The 18,636-nt window shown below is 69.1% G+C and carries 19 protein-coding genes; 14 read left to right on the plus strand and 5 right to left on the minus strand.

Annotated features, from left to right (window positions below; genetic code table 11):
• Positions 1-355: 355 nt before the first annotated feature.
• Entirely contained in the window at positions 356-943 is a 588-nt protein-coding gene (locus ACQ3HB_RS18005) for a hypothetical protein (protein WP_430921924.1), read from the plus strand.
• A gap of 196 nt (positions 944-1,139) precedes the next feature.
• Here the strand turns inward: ACQ3HB_RS18005 and ACQ3HB_RS18010 are convergent, their stop codons facing one another.
• The 3 genes from ACQ3HB_RS18010 to ACQ3HB_RS18020 all read right to left on the minus strand — a co-directional run bounded on the left by ACQ3HB_RS18010 (position 1,140) and on the right by ACQ3HB_RS18020 (position 4,719).
• A complete protein-coding gene (locus ACQ3HB_RS18010) occupies positions 1,140-1,793 on the minus strand; it encodes a hypothetical protein (protein WP_430921925.1) in 654 nt (217 codons plus the stop codon).
• Positions 1,794-2,083: 290 nt separating this feature from the next.
• Positions 2,084-3,526 (minus strand): arabinose isomerase, encoded by a 1,443-nt coding sequence (locus tag ACQ3HB_RS18015; RefSeq protein ID WP_430921926.1) that lies wholly within the window; start codon positions 3,524-3,526, stop codon positions 2,084-2,086.
• 161 nt (positions 3,527-3,687) lie between these two features.
• Complete coding sequence (locus ACQ3HB_RS18020) at positions 3,688-4,719, minus strand: LacI family DNA-binding transcriptional regulator (protein ID WP_430921927.1); 1,032 nt, start codon at positions 4,717-4,719, stop codon at positions 3,688-3,690.
• A 291-nt stretch (positions 4,720-5,010) separates the two neighbouring features.
• Here ACQ3HB_RS18020 and ACQ3HB_RS18025 point away from each other — a divergent pair, with 291 nt between their 5' ends.
• Both ACQ3HB_RS18025 and ACQ3HB_RS18030 read left to right on the plus strand, forming a co-directional pair.
• Positions 5,011-5,934: an ABC transporter ATP-binding protein gene (locus tag ACQ3HB_RS18025; protein WP_430921928.1), complete on the plus strand. Its 924-nt coding sequence runs from the start codon at positions 5,011-5,013 to the stop codon at positions 5,932-5,934.
• 74 nt (positions 5,935-6,008) lie between these two features.
• Positions 6,009-6,812, plus strand: a complete 804-nt coding sequence (locus ACQ3HB_RS18030) for a hypothetical protein (protein WP_430921929.1) — start codon at positions 6,009-6,011, stop codon at positions 6,810-6,812.
• A gap of 57 nt (positions 6,813-6,869) precedes the next feature.
• On the opposite strand, the gene ACQ3HB_RS18035 is transcribed toward ACQ3HB_RS18030, so the two are convergent.
• Together ACQ3HB_RS18035 and ACQ3HB_RS18040 are read right to left on the minus strand one after the other, a co-directional pair.
• Positions 6,870-8,405, minus strand: coding sequence for a hypothetical protein (locus ACQ3HB_RS18035; protein ID WP_430921930.1), 1,536 nt, complete (start codon positions 8,403-8,405; stop codon positions 6,870-6,872).
• A 130-nt stretch (positions 8,406-8,535) separates the two neighbouring features.
• Entirely contained in the window at positions 8,536-9,111 is a 576-nt protein-coding gene (locus tag ACQ3HB_RS18040; RefSeq protein ID WP_430921931.1) for a DUF4232 domain-containing protein, read from the minus strand.
• Positions 9,112-9,248: 137 nt separating this feature from the next.
• Here ACQ3HB_RS18040 and ACQ3HB_RS18045 point away from each other — a divergent pair, with 137 nt between their 5' ends.
• The 11 genes from ACQ3HB_RS18045 to ACQ3HB_RS18095 form a co-directional block, all read left to right on the plus strand.
• Positions 9,249-9,587 carry a hypothetical protein gene (locus tag ACQ3HB_RS18045; RefSeq protein WP_430921933.1) on the plus strand — a complete coding sequence of 113 codons (339 nt, stop codon included), beginning with the start codon at positions 9,249-9,251 and terminating at the stop codon, positions 9,585-9,587.
• Positions 9,588-9,764: 177 nt separating this feature from the next.
• Positions 9,765-10,178, plus strand: coding sequence for a hypothetical protein (locus ACQ3HB_RS18050; RefSeq protein ID WP_430921935.1), 414 nt, complete (start codon positions 9,765-9,767; stop codon positions 10,176-10,178).
• Between the two features lie 258 nt (positions 10,179-10,436).
• Positions 10,437-11,153 carry an NADPH-dependent FMN reductase gene (locus tag ACQ3HB_RS18055; RefSeq protein ID WP_430921936.1) on the plus strand — a complete coding sequence of 239 codons (717 nt, stop codon included), beginning with the start codon at positions 10,437-10,439 and terminating at the stop codon, positions 11,151-11,153.
• Complete coding sequence (locus ACQ3HB_RS18060; protein ID WP_430921938.1) at positions 11,146-11,661, plus strand: flavin reductase family protein; 516 nt, start codon at positions 11,146-11,148, stop codon at positions 11,659-11,661. The genes ACQ3HB_RS18055 and ACQ3HB_RS18060 overlap by 8 nt, the downstream gene beginning before the upstream one ends.
• A gap of 4 nt (positions 11,662-11,665) precedes the next feature.
• Entirely contained in the window at positions 11,666-12,577 is a 912-nt protein-coding gene (locus ACQ3HB_RS18065; protein WP_430921939.1) for an ABC transporter ATP-binding protein, read from the plus strand.
• 11 nt (positions 12,578-12,588) lie between these two features.
• Positions 12,589-13,500 (plus strand): ABC transporter permease, encoded by a 912-nt coding sequence (locus ACQ3HB_RS18070; protein ID WP_430921941.1) that lies wholly within the window; start codon positions 12,589-12,591, stop codon positions 13,498-13,500.
• Between the two features lie 92 nt (positions 13,501-13,592).
• On the plus strand, positions 13,593-14,696 hold the full coding sequence (locus tag ACQ3HB_RS18075) for an ABC transporter substrate-binding protein (protein WP_430921942.1): 1,104 nt from the start codon (positions 13,593-13,595) through the stop codon (positions 14,694-14,696).
• A 124-nt stretch (positions 14,697-14,820) separates the two neighbouring features.
• Entirely contained in the window at positions 14,821-15,897 is a 1,077-nt protein-coding gene (locus ACQ3HB_RS18080) for an LLM class flavin-dependent oxidoreductase (RefSeq protein WP_430921944.1), read from the plus strand.
• Positions 15,894-16,565, plus strand: coding sequence for a cysteine hydrolase family protein (locus ACQ3HB_RS18085; protein WP_430921945.1), 672 nt, complete (start codon positions 15,894-15,896; stop codon positions 16,563-16,565). Before ACQ3HB_RS18080 ends, ACQ3HB_RS18085 begins: the two co-directional genes overlap by 4 nt.
• A complete protein-coding gene (locus tag ACQ3HB_RS18090; RefSeq protein ID WP_430921946.1) occupies positions 16,562-17,959 on the plus strand; it encodes an NtaA/DmoA family FMN-dependent monooxygenase in 1,398 nt (465 codons plus the stop codon). The genes ACQ3HB_RS18085 and ACQ3HB_RS18090 overlap by 4 nt, the downstream gene beginning before the upstream one ends.
• Positions 17,956-18,636, plus strand: a 681-nt coding sequence (locus ACQ3HB_RS18095; protein ID WP_430921947.1) for an MFS transporter, incomplete at its 3' end; no start/stop codon positions are given. The genes ACQ3HB_RS18090 and ACQ3HB_RS18095, both read left to right, overlap by 4 nt.

Consider the following 18,636-nt stretch of genomic DNA (forward strand, 5'->3'; position numbering starts at 1 on the left):
ATCAGGGTGCCCTGTCGGTGCTCGATCGGATCCGTTCACACCCACGAGGAGTGGCTCGCAGCGGGCAGTCCGCCCATCTCGGGCAAGCCGCGTCGTAAGCGCAAGAAGCCGCAGCCGCAGCCGCAGCCGCAGCCGGAGTCGGAGTCGGGGCCTGCATCGGAACCCGCCTCGGGGCCGGAACCCGATTCCAGTGCGAATTCGGGAGCCTGAGCCTCCGACGTTCGGACATGCGTCCCTCGTCCGGGTCCTGTGAGGATCCGGTTCGTCGTCGTATGCGTCGCGTGAGGATCGCCCGATGGCGGTCGCGCGTCGCGTAGACCGGAGACATCCGTGTCCCCGATCGAAGGCGCAGGCCATGAACTCAGTCAATCCCGTCGTGTGGTTCCGTCGTGCTGCGGGGCTGTCGCGGTCGCAGCCGTGGCCGGTGTGTGCCGTCCTCGAACCCGCGGATGTCTTGGTCGGGACGGAATCGCTTGCGCGAGCCGCTGAACAGGGGACGCCGTTCGTCCGGAATGTGTCGTCCGGTCGGACGGCGTCCGTGCCGACCTCGCTCGGCGCCGCGATCCTGGCTGATGCAATCCTCACTGGGGCGGGTCAGACGGGGCTGACGCACGAGAGCTTCACCTCGGTGCTCGTCACCCGCGTCGAAGCGGTTCTGGAAGTGCTGGGTGTGCGCGGGACGACGCCGTACCGCGACGTCTGGGTCGATGCCGAGCTGACGGGCTGCCTGCCGCGGTTGGAGGAGTGTCGGGTCATCGGTCGTCTGTCGTCCGCCGAGCTGCGACCGGTGCGGTTCCGTCCCTGCGGCGCCGGACGGCAGCCGATCGTCGAGATGCCCGCGGACCTTCGGGCCGGCGACCTCCTCGCCATCCCGTGCGATGGCCCGACCGCGCTGTACGACGTGCAGCAGCACTCCCGGCACATCGAGCGTCTCGTCGACTGAGCGCTCGCTGCGGCCTCGCCGCCCTGCGTGCCGCTCCCCGTACCGCCCTGCGTGCCGCTCCTCGTACCGCCCTGCATGCCCGGTCCTCGTCGAGCACAACTCCTTCGATCCGTCGCTCGCAAACCAGAACGCCCCCGGAAATCCGGGGGCGTTCAGGTTTGCGGAATGCAGATCGAAGGAGTTATGGCTGAAGGAGTTATGCGCGAGGGAGGTCGGTGGTGGGGGTGTGTGGGAGTGTCGGGGCATGCGCTCCGGAGCGGAGTTGGCGGAGCGCGACCGCGCCGCAGCACGGGACGGCGAGGAGATCACCGACGTGGACGTCGTCCGGCAGCGGAGCGAGATGGATCGGACGACACTCGTCGGACATCGCTGCGTTGCTGCGCTCGGAATCAGAGGTGCCTGAGTCGATATCGGAGTCGTCGGAGTCGAAATCGGTGCCGTCGGCGTCTGCGTCGGCATGCGCATCGGCTCCGACGACGGCGGCGATGTGCGCGTGCGCCGTCGACACCCGCCCGATGAGCCGCATCTCGGACCAGACGGGTTCGACCTCGTCCAGCTCGGCGTCGATCGTGGCGACGTGCATGCCGGAGGCGGTCACCGCGGTCCCCGTGACGGTGACGACGATGACGGTCGCCTGCTCGGTTGACGACGGCCGACCACCTGTTCCGCGGATCACGGCCGCCGCGGTGTGCACGCACGGCGTACCGCACCAGTCGACGAGCCGCGCCATCGCGACGCCCGAGACCACGATGTCGGTCGTGGTCGCGGTCGTGTGCTCCGGCCAGAGGTCGGGGGCGATGGGGTCGGGGATGCTGCGCCGCAGCGAAGGGATGATGGACGTCAGGGTCATGATGCCCTCCGCTCGTGGCGCGACGGTCTGAGCGGGTCCGGTGACGGGGTGTCGATGGTCATGGATCCGGTCTACGCTCGTGCGGTCCCGGGCGCGAGGGTCCTCACGGGATCCTCACGCCCGGAGATCGTTTCCGTGCGGGTTCCGCACTTCGACAGGCTCAGCGACCGCACTTCGACAGGCTCAGTGACCGGACTTCGACGGGCTCAGTGACCGGACTTCGACAGGCTCAGCGACCGCACTTCGACAGGCTCAGTGACCGGACTCCGACGGGCTCAGCGACCGGGACCTCAGACCTGACGGAAGTCGATGCCGAGGAGGTTCGCGGCGGCCGCGTAGTCGGCGGCGCGATGCCCGACCGACAAGGACCAGTGATGGCCGATGCCGGTGGCGCTCCACTCATCCACCCACACGCCGGGGTCGCGGCCGAAGTCGACCCGGCTCGTGGTGTTGCCGATCGCGAGCAACGGTCCGGGGACGACGGTGCCCTCGGATGCCACGAAGGCGAGCGAGCCGTCGCGGTCCTGACCGAGGCCGAGGAGGGTCACGGGTCCCGCCTGCACGTCGAACTCGACGCTCACGCCCCAGCCCCGCTTCCCGTGGTAGACGCCGAGTCCGCGGAGCAGCGGTTCCCGCGAACTCACGGCGAGGTGAGCAGGCCCGTCGTGGCCCATCTCGACGACGTCGTCCTCGAAGTTCAGCGCCTGGATCTCGCAGAACGAACCGCCGGCGCCGACGACCTGGGTCGCCAACTGGGCGACGGTCGTCCGCAGCTCGTACTCACCCGTCGTCGGGATGCCGCGTGCCGTGAGGAGCGAGGCGCCGAGGATCATGCCTGCGCCCAACCGCTCGTGCTGCTCGCCGTTCAGACCACGGTGGTAGTAGGCGAGACTGTCGAGGTCGAAGTCGTCGACGAGTCGATCGAGACCCACCGAGACCTTCGCGCCCCACGCGAAGTCGTCCTCCTTCACCGTCTCATCGAGGGTGAAGATCTGACGAGCGAGGTCCATCCGATGGGCCACTTCCGCATCGGTGACCTGCTCGACTCGCACGCGCAGGTCGTCGAACTCGAGCACCTCAACGTGGGAACCGAACGTGGTCGGGAGGAGGGTGAGGTCGGTCGAGACGTCGAGCATGCCCGGGTAGACGTGCCCCATCAGGCCGTGCCGAGCGTGGCGGAGGGCTGAGCGGACGTGCGCCGCCCCGATCCAGCGACCGATGCGCTCCCACGCGGATGCCTGCCGGAGCCAACCGGACACCGAGCGGAAGGGGATGCCGGCGCGGCGGAACACGTTGCCGACTTCGGGGACGGGGCACTGCCCGCAGTACGCGAGCCAGTCGCCGGTGTCGAAGGACGCGTGGTCCATCTTCTCGGTGGGCTGGAGGTCGATCACGAGGACGGGCGTGTTCGCGCGCTGGGCGATCGGGAGGACCATCGATGCGGTCAGGTAGGTGGTGAGGAACAGGACGATGAGGTCGCAGTCGGCCCGGCGCAACTGCTCGGCGGCCGTGGCGCCCTCCTGCGCGTCGGAGATGAAGCCGACGTCGACGACGTCGGCGTCCATCGCCTGGAACCGTTCGGAGACGTACCGCGACGATTCCTGCAGCTGGGGGAGCAGCTTCGGGAACTGCGGCCAGTATGTGCCGAGGCCGCCGGCGACGAGTCCGATGCGCGGCTTCCGGCGCCGTTTCGGAGGGAGGAGTGCGTGCACGGCGGACGTGTGTTCGGTCATCGTTGATCCTGTTCGCGTTCGGGTCCGGTCGCGTGCGCGTGCGGTGACATGCAGACGGTGACTGGATTTAATCGATTCAATTTCTGCGTTGCAAGAACTGTAGCCCAGGAACGGCGACGCGTCGAGCACGATGCGCGCCATCCGACGCGCCGCGGCTCGACTCAGGCCGGAGCGGACTCCCGAACGACGAGACGCGGGTCGAGCATCCGGTTGGTGTGCTCGTGGTCGGCTGGATCTGCGGCGAGTTCCGCGAGCAGGATCTCGACCGCGGCGCGGCCCAACTCATCCTTCGGTTGCTCGACCGTCGTCAACTGCACGAGGCTCTCGCTCGCGAGCGCGAGATCGCCGTATCCGACCACCGCGACGTCCTCCGGGACCCGGAGGCCCCGCTCGGTCAGGCCGCGGACCACGCCGACGGCGAGCTGGTCGTTCGTGCAGAAGACACCGGCCGGGGCCACGCTGACGGGCGAGGTCGCAGAGTCCGCGAGTCGTCGGCCGATCGCCTGGCCGGCATCGATCGTCATCTCCTCGACCGTCACCTCCTCGAGCGAGTCCGGATCCAGACCGCGGTCCTCGAACGCGGTCCGCGCGCCCGCTCGCCGATCGGCGCATTGCGGGATCGTGAGCTCGCCGTTCACCAGGACGAGCCGCTCACCGCGGGTGGCGAGGAGGTGTCGGACGGCGAGGCGTCCGCCGGCGCGGTCGTCTATCGCGACGGCGCATCCGGCGTTGGTCGGCGCGGTGCGGTCCATGAGGACGAGGTGCGCACCGACGCGACGGAGCTGGTCGAGGCGCGACGCGTCGGCGGTGAGTGGCGCGACGAGCGCGCCGGCGGCACGGTGCTCCGCGAGCATCTCGAAATGGCGGAGCTCGAGATCGGGATCGTCGTGGCTCACGCACAGCGCGACCGTGTACCCGTGCTCGGCCGCCGCCTCCGTGACGCCGCGCGTGATGGCAGCGTAGAACGGATTCACGATGTCCGGGATGACGAGGCCGATGAGCCGGTTCGTGCCCTGGCGGAGCGTCGCGGCTGCCCGGTTCGGGACGAAGTCGAGTGCGGCGATCGCGGTCAGGACGCGTTCGCGGGTCGCCGGTGCGACGATCTCCGGCCGGTTGAGCGTGTTCGAGACGGTGGCCGTCGACACGCCCGCCAGTCTGGCGACGGCGGCGAAACCGATGTCCCGTTTCGCCATCTGCCGTCCTCTGTTCGCTGCCCTGGCGTCGAGACTATCGGGTGCTGCGGTCGCGGATGCCGCTGCCGTTGCGACTGTGGCTCGAAGGTGTGGTCGAGGGGGCGACCGCCCAGTTGCCGCCCCCTCATTGGTGTGGCCCGATAACCACGAGGCCAGTCAACGGGAACCCATGTGACGTGAGCGTAAAGAGATGACCCGACGAACATCGGTCACCCGAAGGGGTACATGAGGACGACATCCGCACATCGACGGTCTGATGTTTCTTCGTGTGGAGTTCCATACGGTCGAACGATGATCGAAGCACACGAACTCACCAAGTCCTTCGGCGCCAAGACCGCGGTCGACGACGTCTCCTTCACCATCAGACCCGGGATGGTCACAGGCTTCCTCGGGCCGAACGGCGCCGGCAAGTCGACCATCATGAAACTCATCCTCGGCCTCGAACGGCCGAGCTCGGGTTCTGTGACCGTCAATGGGGCGGTGTACCGATCGTGGGCCGCGCCGATGCGAGAGGTCGGAGCCCTCCTCGACGCCGGTTGGCTGCATCCCAGGCGACCCGCCCGTGCGCACCTGCGATCGCTCGCCGTCACGCACGGCTACGGCAAGCGCAGGGTTGAGAAGGTTCTCGAACTCACCGGCATCGCCTCGGCTGCGGCGTCGCCGACCGGGAAGTTCTCGCTCGGGATGCGTCAGCGCCTCGGCATCGCAGCGGCGCTCCTCGGCGACCCGCGCACCCTCATCCTCGATGAACCCGTCAACGGGCTCGACCCAGACGGCGTCATCTGGATCCGCACGTTCCTCCGCGAGTTGGCCGCCGAAGGCCGAACGGTGCTCCTGTCCTCGCACCTCATGAGCGAGATGGAGCAGACGGCGGACCGCATCATCGTGATGGGGCGAGGTCGGGTGATCGCGGACGGTTCGTTGCACGACATCATGGCCGACGAAGACGGTGCGACCGTCCTGGTCCGCAGCCCTCGACTCGCCGAACTGGTCGAGATGGTCGTGGGTCGTGGGGCTCGCGTCGTCGACCACGGTGAGGGCGCGGTGCAGATCACCGGTGCCCCGATCGCCGCGGTCGGAGCCCTCGCGGCGCGTGCGGGCATCGAGCTGCACGAGCTGCGGACGATCGAAGGTTCCCTCGAAGACGCGTACCGACGATTGGTCGTCGACAGCGTGGAACACAGTGCGGGCGCGCGGACGGAGGCGGTGCGATGAGCGCCGTGCGAGTGCACGCGAATTCTGCGGGCCCGGCTTCGGCGACTGTTCCGAAACGGAGGGCGACGCACGTCGTGAGCGGACAGCATCGGCTCACCCTCCGAGGAATCATCCATGGCGAACTCATCAAGATGCTCTCGGTTCCGTCGAGCCTCGTGCCGCTCATCGCACTCGTTCCGCTGTCCGTCGGCCTCATGTGGCTCTTCGTCGCGGACAAGGAACAGCTCCTGACACGGGATCCGCACGCGAACCTCGACCTCGCACTGGGCGGCGCCGGTGCCGTCGTCCCGCTCTCCTTCCTGCTCGTGATCATCGTCGCCGTGCTGAACGTCACCCCCGAATACGCGAACGGGCAGATCGGCGTGACGCACGCGATCGTTCCGCGCCGTCGGATGACCGTCATCGCGAAAGCCAGTGCCGTCGCCTTCGTGACGTGGGCGGTCGGGTCCGTGTCGCTCGTCCTCGGCGGGGCGGTCGCCGCCGCGGTCGTCGCGAGCATGGGAGGGGCGTTGCCCGGTGTCGTGGTCGTCGCCGGTGGCGGCATCGGCGGCGTCGTGGGCGCGGTGCTGTGGGTCGCGGCCGGCGGAGCGACGGCGTTGGCCGCCATCGGACTCATCGCGCTCTGCATCGGCGGTGTTCTGCGGAGCACCCCGTTCGCGACTGCCGCGGCGTTCGGCCTCGTCCTCGTGCTCCCCGGTCTCATGACGCTCGCGCCCGTGCGGTGGATCAACGAGCTCGCCCGGATCCTGCCGGAGGCGGCGTCGCGGTCGCTCTATCAGACGGCCGCGGGACGCTCAGCTCTGGAGGGCGGAATCGTTCTGGCGGCGACGGTGCTCATCGGGCTGGGCGTCTGGCTCTGGGCGATCGGGCGGCGGTGAGCTGGATGCATCGTTCGGTGCTCGGCGGGTAGGGAGCTGGGCTGGCTGACGACGCGGTCACTCCACGACGTCGCCGAAGGTGCCCGTGAGGTACTCGCCCGTGCCGCCGGACCTGATCACGAACTCGACGGAGTAGCCGTGCACGTTCGCGCCGACGAACTCGGGTGAGCGCAAACGGGCGACCACCGCGGCCGCATCCGCATCGTTCAAGCCCGAGATGTACAGGGTCGGCCACTGGGGACCCGCCGTCGGCGCCTCGAGGAGCACCTCCGCGTCCGGGTGAGCGATGGAGATCGCGACGATCTCGGCGATCGCCGCTTCCGACATTCGATCCGGCACATCCACGATGCGCAGTCGCTTGCGCTCGCCCGGCACCGAGTACGTGGCGCCCTTCGCGAAGGTGTCGAGCGAGTGGAGCCTGTTTCGGACGGCGAGGAACGCGTTCACGTCGGTGATGTCGACGTACTGCCACCCGCCCGACGATTTCGTGCTGACGCCCGGCGGGAGTTCGTCGACTTCGAGGAGGTCGTCGAGGGCCTGATCGACGTCCTCGACCTGCTTCGGGAGGAGCTGGAGCGACCACGGCGGGCGGTGTCTCGGGGGATCGTCCGTGTCGGGTGTCGGTGGCTGCTGAGCGGAGGGGTCCGTGTCGTCCGACGGGGTCGTCGGCACGGGCTGGACGATGTCCGGGACCGCACGTTGGATCGTGACGGTCGTGGCATCCGGCCACCCGAGTCGCGTCGCCGTCGCGATGGCGGCATCCGCAATCTCGTGCGCTTGGGCGGCCGTGGTCGAGGGGCCGATGATCAGGTCGACCTGCGCCGAGGAACCGGTCGACCCGTCGGGACGCCCGGTGACGCGGATCTGCTGCAACCCTTCCGGGCGTCCCATCTCGGTGCGGATCCGGTCGGCCTCGGCCGCGCCGTCGCTCACCTGGGCCGGAGCGCGGGAATCGGGCGGCGGAGGCGGCGCGGCCTCGATCGCGAACAGCAGCGCGCCGATCGCGAGGACCGAGACTGCCGTGATCACGGTGACGACAGGCCGCTTGTAACTCGCGGCGACGAGCAGGAGGAACGCGCCGAGCAGGAGACCGAGCAAGGGGATGACGAAGACGAGGTAGAGGCCGAAGGTCGCCAGGGCCTCTCCTCCGTCGTGCGTCGGACCGGTCCCGGAGAGCTCTGGATCGGTGACGACTCGCTGCGTTGGCACGAGGGATCCGTACAGACTGAACCAGATCCCGATCGCCGGGACGAGCAACACGGCGACGATGCTCACGGCGACGGTCGAGCCGGTGAGCAGGCGGTCTGGGCGTCCGAAGAATTCGAGCGCCGGATGCACTACCAGGATCAGAGGAACCAGGACCCACGGTGCTGCTAGCCAGAAGATGAGGAGAGCGAAGCTCACTGTCGTCGCCCCGCCAGCCCAGAGGCTGACGAGTGCCGAAGCGACGAAGCTCACTGCGGCGAGAGCGACGGCTCCGTTCACGGCCAGGAGGAGCCCGTCGAGGAGGAACCTCGGCCACGAGAACGAGGCGCGCCTCGGGCCGTCGATGAGCGGGATGCTCGTGCTGGTACCGGGTGATCCGTCGTCCACCATCCGAAGCTACCAGGAACTCGGCTGCCCGCCCGATTTCCCTTCCTTCAGCTCGCGAGGGGTCGCGAATGGTGGGTGTTGGCGCGTCCAACCCGCCATGTGCGACCCCTCGCGAGCAGGGAGGGGGAGGCTAGTAGCCGCGACTGGGGGAGCGGGGTTCGGAGTCGACCGGGCCGATCTGGATCTGCGCGAGCAGGGGTGAATCGGCGCATGCGGTGAACGAGTAGTCGATGGTGACCGGCTCGCTCGCCTCAGGGACGCGGAGCGAGAGCGCGGAGACCTGCGCGGGCGAGGTGCAGTCCGCGTGGCCGTTCTCCGATTCGACCAGGTGGATCCACGCGTACGCGTGACCGTTCGGCTCGACGGTGACGGGCGTGCGTCCGCGGTCGTCGACGTCGGTCTCGGCTGGTCGCCCAGTCGGCTCATCGGCGGGTCCGATGAGCGTGATGTCGGGGAAGCCCGTGAGCTCGCAGGACGTCTGACCGGTATTGACGAGATCGATGTAGTGGATCCCCGGAGTACCGGTCGGGTCAGGGAGGAGCGTTGCCGTGAACGCGTCGGGGCAGTTCGGGCTCGTGACGGGCGTCGTCGTCGCCTTCGCAGCGGTCGGGGCAGGCCCCGGTTCGGATGCGGAGCCAACGGAACAACCGGCGAGGGCGAGGGCGGCCAGCGGGACGGCGGCGATCGCGAAGAGGTGTCGTCTCATGATGTTCAGAAGCTACCAGGAACTCGGCCGCCCGCCCGACTTCCCTTCCCAGCCCGCGAGGGGTCGCAAATGGCGGGTGTTGCCGCGTCCAACCCGCCATTCGCGACCCCTCGCGAGCCGGGACATAGGGTGAGGGGATGGATGCCCTACAGGTCGACGAGCGGGACAGCACGTGGGAGCAGCACGAGTCCGTGTTCCGGGTGTACTTCGGGACCGTACCGCCTGCCGACGAGTCGGGTTTCGCGATCGACACGGTTGACGTCACCGGCGCGACGTTCAGCGAGGCACTCGCCTGGGCGGAGGAGACGGCCGCTGATGACGTAGTCGTCGCGATCGCGCTCGTCGGCTTCGATCGGGCCGGTCTCAAGGGACTGACCTGGCTGATCGGCATGGACCCGAACGACGGCTGGGGCGATGACCTCGAACGCCGAATGGTCGCCGAACTCCACACTCGTCGCGCCACTCGTCTCGCCTGACGCCGCCTTTCCCGCCGCCTCATCTCGCGAGGGGTCGCAAACGGCGGGTGTTGCCGCGTCGAACCCGCCATTCGCGACCCCTCGCGAGCCGGGAGAGGCTGCGAGGGTGGCGAAACACGGAGGAAACGTGGGAGGGATAGGGTCCGGGGCAGGGGCTGACGGAGCGAGGGCAGCAGCATGGCGGAACGAGAACACGTCGGCGAGACCGGGCGGATGGCGCCGGAGTCGGTCGAGCACGCGATGCTGCGGGCCGTCGGCGAACGGTTGGCCGTCGAACTCGCGCCACGGGTCCTGACGATCGACGGCGGCGTCCGCGTCGAAGTCGAGGGGATCGATGCCGCTGGGAGCGTCGTCGTCCAGCTGGTCCCCACATCCGGTCCGCCGAAATCGCATCACCGGAACAAGGCGATGGCCGACATGCTCAAGCTCGTCTGGCTGCATCGGGCGCTGCCGGCGCACCCCCGCGCCGTCCTCTGCATCTCCGAGCCGCTCCTCCGCTTCTTCACGCCGGCGTCCTGGCCGAGCACCGCCGCGCGCGAACTCGGCGTCGAAGTCCTCGTCTTCCGCGACGGCGCGGCCACCACCCCCTGAACCCACCTGCCGAGGGGTCGCAAATCGTGGGTGTGACGTGGCTGCACCCGCAATCTGCGACCCCTCGGCAGAAAGGACGGAGGGGCCGGGAGTTTACGTGGCGGAAATATGCGGGGGAGGGTGCACGTAACGTTCGGGGATTAGCGTTGCAGCAACGGACCTCCGCGGGCCATCTGCGACACCATCGCATTTCACCCGCTCGCTCTCCGGCCACCGCGTCGACACTCGGTCGACGCCTGCTGAGCCTGGGAGGCACGCTTGACATTCACCGTCGCCGGACTCGTGGGGAATCCCCGATCCGGATCCAAGACCCACGCGACGACCGTCGCCCTCGTCGACCGACTGGTCGATGCGCTCGCGCCGCTCGGCGCCGTCCGGGGACAGGTCACCGACCTCGCCGAGTTCGGCGGGCGCGTGCTCGATCCGACCGATCAGGAACTGGCCGAGCTCCGGACATCGCTCACCCACATCCGACTGCTCGTCGTCGCGACGCCCGTCTACAAGGGTTCGTACACGGGCCTCCTGAAAGCGTTCCTCGACGGCTACGGCCCGGGCGCCCTGGAACGCACGGCGACCGTCCCGCTCACGATCGCGGCGTCACCGCAGCACGCGCTCGCCGGATCCACGCATCTGCACCCGCTGCTCATCGAACTCGGCTCGGTGAGTCCCGCGGGAGCCCTGGCGATCCCCGATGCGTACACGGCGGACATCGAACGACGCGATGCCGTGCTGGACGCGTGGGTCGCGGATCGTCTCCCGTTCCTCGCGGCGGCCGCCGCGTTCGGTGAGCCGGCCGTTCCCGCCGAACAGAGAGCGTCCGCGAGCGCATTCGCGCCCGCGCCCGCGCCCCCGCCCCCGACCCCGACGGCGTCCGCGCCCCCGACCCCGACGGCGATAGCGTCCGCGAGCACGGCGACATCTGCGACGACGACCACCCACACCGACCTCGACACCTCCGGGAGCAGCAATGACTGACCTCGCCAGCTCGACCGCCTCGACCGCAACGGCGGCCGACGGCTTCGACCCGGCCGAACTGCGCCGCGCGCTCGCCGGGATGGCGACCTCGGTCACGCTCGTCACGACGAGCGTCGAAGGAACGCCCTACGGCTTCACCGCGAACAGCTTCACGAACGTGTCCGTCAGTCCGCCGCTCGTCGCCGTGTTCCTCGCCGAGACGGCGGAGAGCTACCCGGCCTTCGCCGAAACCGACCACGTGGCGATCAACATCCTCGCGGACGGGCAGGGCGACATCGCTCGGCACTTCGCGACGAAGGGCATCGACAAGTTCTCCGCCGTCACGCTGCAGGAGGGGTATGACCACGTGCCCGTCGTGACGGGAGCGCAGGCGTCGATCATCGGCAGCGTCCACGAGCGGTGGACGGTCGGCGACCACCTGATGATCATCGTGAGCGTCGGCGAGGTCATCCGCACCCAGAACGTCCCCCTCGTCTACCAGAACCGCGACTTCAGGAAGTTGGTCTAGCCGCATGAGCACACCGTCCTCCACCGTGTCGGCCCCGGCCGCATCGCCCGAGCAGGCCACCAGTCAAGCGGTCGCATCCGCGCAGGCGGCAGCCCCGGACAGCATCTCGATCCGCAAAGCCGTGAAGATCTACGGCTCCGGCGCCAAGCAACAGGTGGCGCTCAATGGGGTGGACGTGGAGATCGAGCGCGGTCAGTTCGTGAGCATCATCGGTCCCTCCGGCTGCGGCAAGTCAACGCTCCTCCGCCTGATCGCGGGCCTCGAGACGGCCGACGAGGGCACCGCTTCCGTCTTCGGTGTGACGCCCGATGCGGCGTGCGCGGCCAAGATGATCGGTCTCGTCCCGCAGGCGCCCGCGCTGCTGCCGTGGTTGAACGTCCTCCAGAACGTCAGCCTGCCGGCGAAGGTCAACCGCGGTGCCGAGCGCCGTCGGAAGAAGATCGGCGGGCACATGGAGAAGGCCGCGCCGGACATGACGGACCTCTTGACGAAGGTGGGACTGGGCGATGCGATCCACAAGCTCCCCGCGCAGTTGAGCGGCGGCATGCAGCAGCGCACCGCCATCGTCCGCGCGTTCGGTCTGCAGCCGGACGTGCTGCTCATGGACGAACCGTTCTCCGCGCTCGACGAATTCACCCGCGAAGCGATCCAGGGCCAGCTCCTCGACATCTGGGACCAGCAGAAGTCGACCGTCGTCTTCGTCACGCACTCCGTGACCGAGGCCGTGCGGTTGTCGGACAAGGTCCTCGTGATGTCCGCCCGACCGGGCCGCATCACGGCGTCCGTCGACATCACCCTCGATCGCCCGCGCAGCCAGACCATGCTCGGGACGCCCGAGTTCCACCACTTCGAAGACCTCATCCGCGGCCACCTGCAGTCGGCCTGGGACGAGGGTCCCATCACGAGCGCAGCCTAGGAGACCGACCCATGACCACCCTCACGTCGTCAGCACCCGCATCGGCGATCGCCACGGACGCTGCATCCGCCACGGCGGCCTCCGGCCCGGCCGGCCGCGCGGACACCGGACCGCTCCCCGTCAAGCAGGCGGGGACCGGACTGCCCCCGCGCCTCGGCTTCATCAAGCCCAGCTACTGGGGTCCCGTCGTCATCCTGGTGGCCGGCCTCGCCGTCGTCTGGGTGATCGTCGCCAAGGACAGCCCCTACCTGCTTCCGCCGCTCACCTCGGTCTTCGACGCGCTCGCCGGCAACCCGCTGTTCTACCTCCAGAACGCGTGGGCGACCCTCCGGGTGGCGCTCGTCGGACTCGTCATCGGCTTCGTCGTGGCGTACGTCCTCGCGATCCTCGTCTCCGAACTGCCGATCATGCGCCGCGCGATCATGCCGGTCGCCGTCGTTCTGAACGTCACGCCGCTCGTCGCCATCGCACCGGCCCTCGTCGTGGCGTTCGGGTTCGGGCCGGAACCGAAGCTCATCGTGACGGCGCTCATCTGCTTCTTCCCGATCCTCATCGGCGTCTCGACGGGCCTCCGGTCGGTGCCGCCCGCGGTCCTCCAGGTGTTCACGACCCTCCACGCGTCGCGACTCGAAACGCTCTGGCACGTGCGGATGCCGAGCTCGCTGCCGTACCTCTTCAACGCGCTCCGGGTGGTCTTCCCCTTGTCGATCATCGGCGCGGTCGTCGCAGAGCTCGCAGCGCCCGGCGCAGCAGAAGGACTCGGCACGGTCATCTCCGTGGCCTCCTCGAACAACCGCCTCGCCGTCGTCTACGCGGCGATCGCCTGCCTCGCCGTCATGGGATCGATCCTCCTCCTCGTGATCACCGCCATCGAGAACCGTGCCCTCCACTGGCACGACTCTCGGCAGGGCGGCCAGAGCTGACGCTCGCCGCGATTCCGGACGAGCCCCCGCACCCACTTCCCACCCACAACGCACCCCACCCCCAGCACCTCCACCCCTCCAAGGAGACAGCTATGCCTTCGCGCACCCCTCTGGCCCTCGTGGCCTCCTCGATCGCGGTCCTCGCGCTCGGCCTCGTCGGTTGCAGTTCCACCGCGAGCCCCTCGTCCACTCCGGCAGCAGGAGCGGCCGGCGCCGGGAGCGCCGTGTCAGCCGAACGATGCGCCGAGAACAAGGCCGCCGGACCCATCACCTTCCTGACCGGGTACCAGTACCAGGCGTCCGTCTCGATCCTGAACATGGTCGCGGCGAAGGAACTCGGCTACTACGACGCCCTGTGCCTCGATGTCAGTATCAAACCGGGCACCGGGGACACGGGGGAGAACGCCCAGCTCCTCGCATCGGGGCAGGTCACCTTTACCGGCGTGAGCGAACAGAACCTCATCCAGGCGCAGGGCAACGGCGTCGACATCCTCGGCGTCTCCACGTACTCGAACGTCGGTCTCGAAGTGCTCATGACGGGTACCGACATCACGAAGCTCAGCCAGCTCGACGGCACGACCCTCGGTCAGAAGGGCAATCTGCCGCCCGCGGTCGCGACGATGCTGACGAACGCGGGAGCCGACGTCGACTCGATGAAGCAGGTCGTCGTCGGCTACGACCCGACGATCCTGCCTCGCGGCCAGGTCGCCTCGCTCACGGGATTCGTCTCCAACGAGCCCAACCTCCTGAAGGCCGCGGGTTACGACGTGAAGGTGTGGCGTCCGTTCGACTTCGGCGTCCCCGGATCGCTCGGCACCGTCGCCGCCAATCCCGCGTTCGCGAAGAAGAACCCGACGGCCGTCGAGGACTTCCTCCGCGCCAGCCAGCACGCCTACGACTATTGCCTCACGAAGGCGAAGGAGTGCGTGGGGTACGCCGCGAAGCTCTCCGGTGAGGGATACGACGCCGCCCACAACCAGAAGGTGTGGGAGACGGAGACGGGCATCGTCGCCGACAACCAGCCGAAGGACCGGGCGGTCGGCGTCATCGACCTCGACAACGTCGACGCCGAGAGCGCCTTCCTCGTGAAGACGGGCCAGATCGCCACGGCTCCAGCCGACGTCCGCTCCTACTTCGACGACACCTTCGTCTCGAAGATCTACGACGGCACGAAGCTCATCTGGCCGGCACCGTAACCGGCGCCCGCTGCGGCCGGCCGGTCGTTGCCCCCCGACACCGGCCGGCCGTGGTGCCGCCAGCTCGACCCGACCCGACTCAGCAGTCGTTCCACCTGATCCCGCATCAACAGAAAGAACTCCCATGTCTCCACACGAATACGGCATCTTCCTCCCGATCGGCAACGGCGGCTGGCTCGTCTCCACGACCGCCCCGCACCCGGACGGCAGCTACGAGTACAACAAGCGGGCCTCGATCCTCGCCGAGGAGGCAGGTCTCGACTTCGTGATGGCGATGGCGAAGTGGCGCGGGTTCGGCGGAACGACGGATCACTGGGGCCGCAGCCTCGAATCGATGACGATGATGGCCGGCATCGCCGAGGCGACCGAGCGGGTCAAGATCTGGGCGACGGTGCACGCGAACGTCCACAACCCGGCGATCGCCGCGAAGATGTTCGTCACGCTCGACCAGATCTCGAACGGCCGCGCTGGCATGAACATCGTCTCCGGCTCCTACGCGGACGAGTTCGAGCAGATGGGCCTGTGGGATGCGGACATGTCGAAGGAGGCCAGGTACCGGATGGTCGACGAGTGGACGGATGCCGTCACGCGGTTGTGGGAGGAGGACTCCGTCACGCTCGACGGCGAGTTCTTCACACTCACGGACTGTGAGTCGCGGCCGCATCCGCGCGTCCGTCCGACCGTCATCAGCGCCGGCCGGTCACCCGCCGGCCGCGATTTCCAGGCCCGGCGCAGCGACGGCGCGTTCCTCTCCGGCGACACGATGGAGGAGCTGCGCGACGCGTCCCGCGACGTGCACGACAAGGCAGCCGCCCTCGGACGGGACGTGAAGACGTACGCGATGCTCACGGTCGTAATGGACGAGACCGATGCCGCCGCAGAGCGCCGGGTCGCGCAGATCGCGGAGGGCGTCGATGTCGGTGCGCTCGCGAACATGCGGGTCTCGTGGGGGATGCCGCGCGACCGTGCGACGTCGTGGACGCAGTCGGCGACCGGGCAGGACGCCTTCCAGACGCCCTACGTCGCGGGCTCTCCCGACTCGGTGCTCTCCCACATCACCACCGTCGTCGAAGGCGCCGAACTCGACGGACTCATGTTGATCTTCCCTGACTACCACGCGGATCTGCCCGTCTTCGGGGAGACGGTCCTCCCGCTGCTGCGGGCACAGGACGCCGCAGTGATCGCCCCGGTGAACGCGTGACCGCCGCGCTCGTCGGGTCCGGTCCTCTCGGTTCCGGCCCGCTCGTCGGCCTCGACCCGACCGCCGGCGCCGTCCTCGTCGTCGACGTGCAGCGGTCCTTCGCGGATCCGGCCCACCTCGGCGACTACGGTCTGGACGATGCGGCGCACGCATCGATCGTCGCGGCGATCGCGGCGATGGACGAACTCGTCGACGCCGCACGCGCCTCGGGTGTTCCCGTGGTCTGGATCGAGCTCGCCTCGGACCCGGCTGCGCCGTGGGGATCGAGCAACTGGCTGCGCGGACGGGATCCGCTCGTTATGGCTGCGGACGAACCGTGCGTCGTCGGGACCGCCGGAGCCGAATGGTACGGCGTGCACCCCGCGGCCGACGAGGTCCGCATCGCCAAACGCCACTACAGCGGCTTCCATCAGACGGGACTCGACGACATCCTCGCCGCCGCCGGTGTGGAGTGGGTCGCCGTGGTCGGCCTCACGACAGAGTGCTGCGTCGCCGCGACCGCGACCGACGCCATGCAGAACGGCTACCGGGTGCTCCTGCCCGCCGACGCCGCCGCCGCGTACGAGGTACGGATCCACGACAACGCGCTCGAACAGCTCGCGCTCTCGGTCGGCAAGCCGACGACCGTCGCGGAGCTCGTGACCGCATTCTCGGGAGTCCTCGTATGAGCGCCGCGGACCGCGACCGCGCCGCCGACCGCGACCGCGCCGCCGACCGCGACCTCGACCCCGGCCACCTCCACCTCGCCTTCGACCTCTCGTTCACCCACTCGGAAGGGCGCTGGGCACGGCCCGGTTCCTGGGTGGGCCGCACCTTCCCCGACGTCCGCATGTTCCAGGAGCTCGCCGTGACGGCCGAGCGCGGCGGCATCGACATGCTCTTCTTCGGCGACGGCACCGGCCTCCCCGACACCTGGCGCGGCTCGACCGACGCCGCCGTCGAATGGGGTGTGCAATGGCCGCGGCACGACATGAGCCCGTTCATCGCCGCGATGTCCGCGGTCACGGAACACGTCGGATTCGGCCTCACCTACTCCTCGACGTTCATGCACCCCTTCTACGTGGCGCGCCTCCTCAACTCGCTCGACCACGTGACATCGGGCCGTGTCGCCTTCAACGTCGTCGCCTCAACCCGCCTCGCCGACGCCGCCAACTACGGCTACGACCAGCTCCTCGAGCACGCGCTCCGCTACGAGCGGATGGAGGAGTTCATCGAGGTGTGCCAGTCGCTGTGGGACTCCGTCGAACCCGATGCGATCGTGATGGATCGTGAGACGGGGCGATTCGCCGATCCGTCGAAAGTGCACCGCATCGATCACCACGGCCGCTTCTTCGACGTGCAGGGTCCGCTCACGAGCGCACCGAGTCCGCAGGGACGACCCGTGCTCGTGCAGGCGGGGAGTTCACCGCAGGGCATCACGACGAGCGCGAGGTTCGCCGACCTCATCTTCGGGATCGGCGGGAACGTCGCGAGCCAGTCGCGGCATCGGCAGGCCCTCGACGCCGAGCTCGTCGCGAACGGTCGGAATCCGGCGGACGTCGGGATCCTCTGGACGACCCAGCTCGTCATCGGCCGAACCGAGGACGAAGCGCGATCGCGCAAACAGGAGATGCTCGAGTACTGGGGCGATGAAGCGGTGGGCGTGTACCTCTCGTACAACGCCGGGTACGACTTCTCGACGGTGCCGGAACGGATCGTGCTCGGGGAACTGGCCGAGGAGATCCGCGCAGCTCAGGCGTCACCTGCCGGGTTCGTGGGGCAGCTCATCACCGAGCTGGGCGTCGATCACGAGCTCGGCCGCGCCGAATTCTTCGAGCGCGGATGGCGGCACGCCGTCGGGTTCGACCACACGATCGCCGGGACGCCCGCGCAGATCGCCGACGCGCTCGAGGAGAACTTCGCGGCCACCGGATCGCGCGGCGGGTACATGATCGGCAACCCGCTGAGCATGCCCGCGTCCTACGCCGACGTGACCGAACTCCTCGTGCCGGAACTGCGCCGCCGCGGCGCGATGGGCCCCGCCTACCCGGGACGGACCCTCCGCGAGAATCTCGCGCGGTGAGTTCCGGGACGGCTGAGGCGGCCGGAGCCAGGGTGGGGACCGGGACCGGGGTCGGGGTGGGTTCTGGGACCGCGGGTCCGGGCCGGGCGGGTTCCGGCACGCCCGGCATCACCGCTCAGACCATCCTCGTGTGCGCGATCATCGGCACGACGCAGATGACGTGGGGCACGATCGTGCCGGCCCTCCCGCTCTACATCGATCGCTTCGGAGCCACCGCCGCGGTGCTGGGAGCGATCATCGCGGCATTCGGTCTCGGCCGGGCGCTCGTCAACATCCCCGCCGGGCTCGCACTCCGCTGGTGGAGGCCGAGGCCGTTCCTGCACGTCGTGTGCTGGGCGCTCGTCGTCGTGACGGCGCTCACCGGGCTCAGCCCCGACGTCGGGGCGCTGATCGGCGCGCGGGTGCTCGCCGGGATACTCGGCGGCTCGGCCATCACGGTCGGGTTCGCCGTGCTCGTCGGCGGCGCCCCGGCCGATCGTCGTGGGCGGGTGATGTCGACGGCGACGGCCGTGCAGATGTCGGCAGGCGCGATCGGCGCGTTCCTCGGCGGGCTCGCGCTCACGTGGCTGCCGCTCGCCCTGGCGTTCGTGGTCGCAGCGGTCCCGCTCGTCCTCTGCCTGATCGGCGACCTGCTGCGCCCCGCCGCCTCCTACTGGGCGGCGCCGCTCGGGCGTCCC

Source organism: Plantibacter lichenum, assembly GCF_050587525.1.
In the GTDB taxonomy this organism is placed as follows: Bacteria; Actinomycetota; Actinomycetes; order Actinomycetales; family Microbacteriaceae; genus Plantibacter.